General features: G+C 36.1%; 7 protein-coding genes and 1 tRNA gene. 6 read left to right on the forward strand and 2 right to left on the reverse strand.

Annotated elements, in window-relative coordinates; translation table 11 throughout:
- The 3 genes from AC22ZQ_RS10235 to AC22ZQ_RS10245 all read left to right on the forward strand — a co-directional run.
- A partial coding sequence (locus AC22ZQ_RS10235) for an OmpA family protein (RefSeq protein WP_318958690.1) occupies window positions 1–1,462 on the forward strand: 1,462 nt, incomplete at its 5' end.
- Window positions 1,463–1,538: 76 nt separating this feature from the next.
- The gene (locus tag AC22ZQ_RS10240) at window positions 1,539–3,689 is read left to right on the forward strand and encodes a DUF8202 domain-containing protein (protein WP_318958691.1); all 2,151 of its coding nucleotides are present in this window, start codon (window positions 1,539–1,541) and stop codon (window positions 3,687–3,689) included.
- A 405-nt stretch (window positions 3,690–4,094) separates the two neighbouring features.
- The gene (locus AC22ZQ_RS10245; RefSeq protein WP_318958692.1) at window positions 4,095–4,280 is read left to right on the forward strand and encodes a hypothetical protein; all 186 of its coding nucleotides are present in this window, start codon (window positions 4,095–4,097) and stop codon (window positions 4,278–4,280) included.
- 519 nt (window positions 4,281–4,799) lie between these two features.
- On the opposite strand, the gene AC22ZQ_RS10250 is transcribed toward AC22ZQ_RS10245, so the two are convergent.
- Together AC22ZQ_RS10250 and AC22ZQ_RS10255 are read right to left on the reverse strand one after the other, a co-directional pair.
- Window positions 4,800–4,873 (reverse strand) — tRNA-Ile (locus tag AC22ZQ_RS10250).
- A 124-nt stretch (window positions 4,874–4,997) separates the two neighbouring features.
- Window positions 4,998–5,846, reverse strand: coding sequence for a helix-turn-helix domain-containing protein (locus tag AC22ZQ_RS10255; protein WP_318958693.1), 849 nt, complete (start codon window positions 5,844–5,846; stop codon window positions 4,998–5,000).
- Window positions 5,847–5,986: 140 nt separating this feature from the next.
- Here AC22ZQ_RS10255 and AC22ZQ_RS10260 point away from each other — a divergent pair, with 140 nt between their 5' ends.
- The 3 genes from AC22ZQ_RS10260 to AC22ZQ_RS10270 all read left to right on the forward strand — a co-directional run bounded on the left by AC22ZQ_RS10260 (window position 5,987) and on the right by AC22ZQ_RS10270 (window position 8,269).
- A complete protein-coding gene (locus AC22ZQ_RS10260) occupies window positions 5,987–6,913 on the forward strand; it encodes a hypothetical protein (RefSeq protein WP_318958694.1) in 927 nt (308 codons plus the stop codon).
- Window positions 6,914–7,097: 184 nt separating this feature from the next.
- Window positions 7,098–7,466 (forward strand): cupin domain-containing protein, encoded by a 369-nt coding sequence (locus AC22ZQ_RS10265; protein ID WP_318958695.1) that lies wholly within the window; start codon window positions 7,098–7,100, stop codon window positions 7,464–7,466.
- 512 nt (window positions 7,467–7,978) lie between these two features.
- Window positions 7,979–8,269, forward strand: coding sequence for a helix-turn-helix domain-containing protein (locus AC22ZQ_RS10270; protein WP_318958696.1), 291 nt, complete (start codon window positions 7,979–7,981; stop codon window positions 8,267–8,269).
- The last annotated feature ends 12 nt before the right edge of the window (window positions 8,270–8,281 follow it).

An 8,281-nucleotide genomic window follows, 5' to 3' on the forward strand; every position in this document is an offset into this window, starting at 1 on the left:
TGTAGCCAATTATGGGAACAAAATCTTATTTGCTTCGAGTAGAGCTGGAGAAGGAGAATTGACGAAGAAAACATACGCTTGGAACGAACAACCTTACTTGAACATTTATGAGGCACAAAGAAATACAGCGAACGGTAACCTTACCAATGACAAATTATTCGAAGGCCTGAATTCGCAGTATCATGATGCTATGATTTGTTTCAACAAAGAAAATACACGCGTGTACTTTTCTACAAATCAATTGCGCAAAAAAGGTAAGCTGAAGACAAATGAGGATGGTACCTCTACCCTTCAAATTATGTTGGCGGATGTCGTTGAAGGCAAGATTGCCAATATCGTAAGTTTGAGCATTAACAGTGAAGAATATTCTTGTAGTCACCCCATGCTTTCTGAAGACGGTAAGTTTCTTTATTTCGTTTCTAACATGGAAAACGGGATGGGAGAAACCGATATTTATCGTGCACCCGTAAAGGCAGATGGAACAGTAGGTTCACCTAAGAATTTAGGACCAAAAATCAACACACCCGGACGTGAGATGTTTCCTACCCTACAAGAAGGCAAGCTCTATTTTTCATCAGATGGTCACTACGGAATCGGTGGACTAGATCTTTTTGCTTCAAAAATCAAGGGAGACAACTTTGAAAACCCTGAAAACTTAGGAAGACCCTTTAACAGTGAGATGGATGATTTTAACATCTACTGGACGAAGGCAGGTGTGAACGGATACCTTTCTTCCAACCGATTAGGCGGCAAGGGAGATGATGATATTTATTTCTTCACGAAAGATGATCAAAACTGGTATCAAGATGTATTTGGAAATGTTAAAGAGCAGACGACCAAAGAAATTATACCCTTCGCAACGGTAAAAGTATACGACGATTTAGATTCACTCATTGCTGAAACTCAAGCTGATTCTTTAGGAAGATTTGAGGTTCAATTACCTTGTAGCAGTACCAATAGATTAGTCTTTTCTAAAGAGAATCACAGTACAGAAGAGTTAGATGTTACAACGCCTGACACTCCGAAAGTACCCGAAGAGGAAGATGCAGAGGATGTTTACTTAACGCTGTATAAAACGCTGGTAAAAGAGGAAGATGGTGTGGAAAAAATCATTGTAAACCCTATCTACTTCGATTACGATAAAGCTGAAATAACACCTCAAGCCGAGGTAGAATTGAACCGAGTAATTGATGCCATGAATAAATTCCCAAGCATCGTGATTAAGATTGAATCACATACCGATGCAAGAGGGAAAGATAGTTACAACTTGAAACTCTCTGATGATAGAGCAAAATCTACGAGAGACTACCTGATTGAGCAAGGCATTGATCCTAACAGAATTATTAGTGCTGTTGGGTACGGTGAACAACAAATTAAAAACAAATGTAAAAACGGTGTTGAATGTACCGACGATGAACATTTCGTAAATAGAAGATCCGACTTTATTGTCGTTAAAAAGTAATAATTAAGGGTGAAGGGACCTTGGGGCTGTAGTGATGTAGGCGGCCCCGGGTCTTTCTCCTTTAATAAAAAGAAAAATGCTTAAATCATTTCACATATCTCTTCTTTCATTGCTCTGCGGATTGAGCTTATCAGCCGCTGGACAAACTCCGGGTAACGTAAGTTCTGGAACATTTGAAATGTGGTTAAAAGCAGATCAAAACTCGAGTGTGCTCAACCTGAGTACGAGTACAGCTTCTGATGGAGATGAAGTATCTCAATGGTCAGATTTATCAGGAAACAGAACCAATGACGCTACAAACAATAATGAATTAAGCAACCCTGTTTATTCTGCTGACTCAAGCACTGTACTTAACTACAATCCTACATTAACTTTTGATGGTATTAGTTCAGGGTTGAATTTTGGAAACGATTACATATACCCAGATGCATATGAAGTTTTAGGGATTGAATTTGGAGCAGTTTCTTTTGAAGGATTAAATTTCTTCATTATCCAGAAACCCTCTTCCACTAATTTTAACAAATGTAATCAGTTTATCTACGATGTAGGAAATTATAAAACAGATGGAATGGGCTTTACATATAATCAGAGTACATTTCAGCTATACACTCCTCCTGGATTATTGATTACTGTCGGTGACATATTAAATGGAATACTTGACCCCCTACTATCACCTTTGAGCTCATTCGTTAATGTTAGTATTGGTTCAGAGTCATCTGATACCATTAATCATGTTCACCTTCATGAGACTACTCTTTCTAGAAATACAGTTATTTCCGGAAGTGATCTTTTAGGAAGCATTATTAACTCTGGAGATAAATCCGTATATCTAAATGGAGAAATGAGTTACAATGAGAGCAGTTATGATTTAATAAAACTTAATTTAAACAGCATCCTATGTTCTTCTAGCCATTCAAGTTCATCTGGTCCATTCACTATAGGTAGACAAGCCAAATCGTCAAATCTCACATCTGACTATAACAGAGCTTTTGAAGGCCAAATTGCAGAAGTTATTGGATATTCAGGCGTACTCAGTGATGCTGAAACCAATAAAATCGAAAGCTACCTTGCCATTAAATATGGAATAACGCTTGAACATGGTGGAACTGAAAACGGAAACTACACCGCCAGCGACGGAACAACGGTTTGGAGTGCTAGTACCGCCACTACCACCTACCATAATAACATTATAGGAATAGCCAGAGATGACGATTCTGGTTTACTGCAAAAACAATCGCATACGCAAGATGATAGTCTACGCGTGTATTTGGATGAATTGGACACAATTAACGCTGGAAATCAAGGTACTTTCTCCAATAACCTTTCTTTTTTATTAATCGGTGACAATTCAGATAACCTCTACTCTTCTTCCTCTTATGGTGAAAAACCAGCAGGGTTATATTCAAGGTTAGACAGGGAATGGCGCATTCAAAGCACCAATTTCACAGACACCTTTAATTTGGACATCACGCTAAACAATTACGCCATAATTAATGCAATTGATACAAGTGATTTATACATACTTGTAGACAATGATGGTGATTTTTCATCGGGTGCAAACACTTATAGTTCCACTGATGGGATCACGTTTATATTGAATGGAAATGTATTGAGCATTTCTGGCCTAAACACGAGTATTTTCCCCAATAACTCTTCTAACTTCTTTACCATAGGATCAGGTAGTGGTAACACGCCTCTTCCTGTTCAACTTACCGAATTCAACGTAAATAATACAATTAACAATCACGTCCAAATCAATTGGACGACATCAACAGAAATAAACAATGATTATTATAGTCTTTATCATTCTACTGACGCTGAACATTGGGTACATCTTCAAAAAATAAGCGGTGCAGGAAATTCAGAAATAACCTTACACTATGACTTTTTGCATGAAACGCCTAAAAGCGGTGTCAACTATTATAAATTAGAACAAACTGATTTTGATGGAACAACAAAAGATTTAGGTATAAGAAGTGTACAAATTAACCCTACTACTTCTCAACTACAGGTATTTCCGAACCCTGTAAAAGGAGCACTTCATATAAGAGGTGAAATTGATTTATCGCAAGGAATATATGTTATCAATGAATTAGGTGTTGCTATTAGAATAGACGACTATATGATAATAAGTGACAACCACATTGTTCTCAACGCGGCATATCTCGAAAAGGGTAATTATTATATAAAAATGAACCAACAAACAATGCGCTTTACAAAGCTGTAGTCCCTCCTACACTCCTCAAAAACGCATATGGAGGGAAACATGTTTGTTAATTAAGGTCAGTACTCGGTGCTGGCCTTTTTTTATATCAAAAGCTTTAATAGTAGACACAACAAAAAAGGCTAGCACTATTATGACTGCCGAATTCAGCTACTTCTAAGTTCCAACCCCTCTGCTAGGTTTTTAGAAATCTAGTCTGTTGTTTTATTAAGCAAAGATAGATGAGGAAAAGAACCCATGGTGAACGGATGTATTCATAACCAGACATATCTCAGCAATATTACTATGCTACAGTAAGTACTACAATTCCCATGGTGACAAATGAGTATTTTTAAGAATATCCGTTTCTAACGCTTTCAACATGTCTCAATTTTTCCTATTTTCGATATCTAATAGATCAAGACCATCATGAAAATAATCATCTACTTAATCGCTTTTTTACTGGCTATTTTCTTTTTAATTCTACTCGCAGCAAGTGATCCAAATAGAGGCGTAAATGACACCCTAAACACAGGTTTAATTGGCATTAGTATTATGGTTGGTTCTGGTATAATTAGTCTTTCTATTCTGAGAAGTAATCAAGATAAGTACTAATTAATTCACTAAAACGGATGAACAAAAACAAGAAAAAAACACTTCTACTCTTAATCGATGTCATAAAAAATCAAGTTGTTCTAATTTTTAAAAACTTAAAAACGGTTCTGGCCGTTTTTACTTTTCTCTTATCCTTATTATACTCAAAACTTATTTGGAATGAGGTTGACGATTTACGTTTTGGAACACCAGTATCTGTAGGAATTTCCATTTTAGGTTTATGCATTCTAGTAAGCACAATGTTTTACATATCCTATCTTTTATGGAAAGAAAAAAAGTAAATTAATCGTGTTTCTATTCGATTACTCCCACTCCGTCCTATTCAAGCTCTCATTCAATCTTTTCTCATCAGTTTGAACATACTTCTCCGTTGTCTTAATATTACTATGCAGCAGTAAATACTTCAATTCCCATGTAGATAAAGATTTGATAGAAAAGAGTTATTTCATCGAGTGGTCAAAAGCAAAAGCTTTAAAATAAACAAAAAAGGCTAGCACTTTACGTACTAGCCTTTGTTTGTGGTCCCACCCGGGCTCGAACCAGGGACTTTCTGATTATGAGTCAGATACTCTAACCAACTGAGTTATAGGACCTCATTAACCTTTGCATTACAAAGAATTAACAGTGGCGCAAATGTAAGTGTACTTTCCTTAATTTGCAACACCTTTTTCTACTTTTTTTGGCAAAATTAGTAGGAGCTAGATAAGCTTCTCTTTATCAGTTCACAAACTTATAGCCGACCCCTCTAACGCTCACAATTTTAAGACTTTCGTCGTTTTCTAATTTCTTTCTGAGTTTGGAGATAAATACATCCAAGGTTCTACCTACGTAGTTTCCTTCATCTTCCCACACTTCATTGAGAATATATTCTCTTTTTAAAGTTTCATTTTTGTGTTGAACAAACAGGTGCAACAACTCAGCCTCAATGGCAGACAACTCGATTACCTCATCCTTGTAAAATAACTTCATCCTTTTTAACTCGAAATGGTAAGCCCCTAGTGCCAACACCTCTTTTGCTGCTCTTTTATTTCTTATCTTAAAAAGATAGAGTATCAATACCAACACTCCCCCACCTAAAAGTAAATAAACGGGAGTGTAACTCTGTTTTTCTTCCTCTACAACTGTATGAGCGATCCATGGTTCAGTACTGGTAAAAATAACTTCGTAACAATCCAAAGGCAGATCTCTCCCCTTACACGATAAAATTTCCTCATCCCGGTTTACACTTGCTTTAAAACTATGCAATACCTGATGACTATCGCAAGTGCTCACTTCAACAATAAAATTTTGCTGGGCGCGGTGCTTTTGCATAACCTCATGTACATTATTGTACAATTGATCAGGACTAAATTCTATCTCTTTTTCAAAACGCAGAACATATCTATTCTCTTGATGTTCCACTTCTAAAATTCGTGATGTACTATCTCCAATTTCACTTAAAAACTGGTGACCAATATTTCGTAGCAAAACAGCAATGTATTGTTCCTCATTTTGAGCATGTGTTGGCACCACTGTGCACGTGAATAAAAGAAGAATGAATACTTTAAAAAGTGGAAGTTTTCCCATGCACCAAATTTATTTTGAAAATAAGGTATTAACAATAGAAAAATAAGAAATTACGCGCGATTTACATTAATTTACATTCGTTCATCTACTGATACAAGGCGGCTTTTTACATTGAGGTCATAATCATAAAAATGAAAACCATGCATGCAATTGTTTTAAAAACACTTTTCCTTGGACTCTTTCCATTGTCGTCTTGTCTATTTACTTCTAAGAATAGCCCTGAAAACCAAACTAACGAATCAGCAATCCATCTAAACTACAATCAAAAAGAAGCACATCGATATGGAGGTTGGTATTGTCCTGATAACTTAAACACTTTCCCTGCTGTAAATTTAGCGGATTGGAAAAATGTACCTGTTGTAGAAGGTAGATTGCCAACAGAGGAAGAAGCACGAGGCGAAGCCTCACTAATTTTGGTCGATACAGTAAAGTACCCGAACGCGAAAGCTTTGAATACCCCGTTACCGCAATTGGCAAAATACCACAATCCTTACACCAACAGGGAGGATGTCATTATCATAATTCAAGCCATCTCCATCCAAGAAGATTCCATTGTTGGGTTTCGCTTTTTAAATGGCGGAAACGGGAGTGCCCGTTTAAATGAGGTAAACTTCATCACGCAAGAAAATGCTCGTTCTATGATAGGCGGAAAATTTGTGCAGCATGAGCTAAAAATTAAGGCAGCCGACAGTACGGTATGGAGCCTCATGACAGCAGCCAAAAATGCCACATTAATGCAAATCACCTTTGATCCTCAAAACAAACTTGCCGCTAATTGGAGATCCGAGGCACAACTCAATTATTACTATGCTTCCAAAGATCAACTTGTGAACACCTACTTATCAGATGACTTTTGGGGAAATTGTTATGTGCAAAATGATTTTAAGCAAAATCTATACACAGAAAAATTCTTCCTCATCCGTGAAAAAGATAAAAGCTTCTGCTCCTTAAAAATTGTTTGTGGACCTTACTTGGACGATTACCCGCAACAAGAAAAGGTACTCCTCAATTGGGCCAAACGGATTAAAGATTTGAGTGAATTTGGATCTTTGATTCCAAAACAATAATTCTCCTCCTTGTTCACTAAAAAAGCCAGCTAAAAAACTGGCTTTTTTTCATGAGGCAAGGTGTATCTATCTTTTACATTTAATTCTTTGGTAATTTTACATCTATTAGATAATAGAAAGCGCCTGATAGCCTCAAAAAACTATTGAATAGCTTTACCTAAGTACTTCACAAACATTACGAAAAATGAAAATTAAGAAAGTCTCTATCTCCGAAAAAATGTCATTATTCAGTGATTACTGGAACCCAAGAATAGTTGGAGAACTGAATGGACAACACATAAAACTAGTTAAAGCCAAAGGGGAATTCGAATGGCACAAACACGATAATGAAGATGAAATGTTTTTAGTGATTGATGGTGAATTCAATATGGAATTAAGAGATGAAACTATCGCAATAAAAAAGGGGGAATTTATTATTATCCCCAAAGGTATCGAACATAGGCCAGTAATGAAAAACGAAGTTCAAATTATGTTGTTTGAACCGGCTAATACCATTAATACTGGCGAAAACAAAACATCTGAACTCACTCAAAACAAAATGGAATGGATCTAAAAATAGTAGTTTCGTATCATCGAACCTTTCCATCACGGATGACCTTAAATTAATTCGTTTGTATCCATTCTTGTGGAATAAAATAATCAATGGTGGATATTCTTTAATTGTGTTTATTCTCCAAGAATGGCAGTATAAACACATTACATATATACTACCATATACCGAGATAAAGCGTACTTTTTAAGTCAGAACCCAACACCTATAACAAAGAGAAACCTACTTTGCTCCTAAAAAAATCAAAAAAATAACTAGCTTTAAACCACTAAGACTTACAACCACCACTATTTTCAAGAGTAAAGGCGGTTTTAAATAATTAATATTAAAAAAGGTGTATTTATACACTTGTTGTGCCCCATTAAAAAACCAACCGCACGAATAGCACATTTGCAATTCACACAAGCCACCCTACATACGAAAATTGCAAAAGAGCCATTTTCTTCCTCTGCTCATTGAGAATTGAAATAACTTCACTAAATTTGACCATATTTGAACAAGTATATTTCAGGTCAATGACAATCGGACAAAAAATACGGCAATTAAGGGAAGAATCAGGAATGAAACAGCGTGAACTCGCTGCAAAACTTGACATAGGAGAAGGCTTCTTAAGTAAAGTTGAAAATGACCAAAAGCCATTAAAACGAGAAGACCTTGCCAAACTGAGTGAGTTTTTTAATGTAAAACATTCCGACTTAGAAACGCTTTGGTTAGGAAACAAAGTTTATGACTTGATTAAAAATGAAAATCAAGGTTTGGACGCTTTAAAAGTAGCAGAAGAACAAGCAAAATATATTAGAAGATGATAAATACCTACA

The organism is Lishizhenia sp. (genome assembly GCF_057456495.1).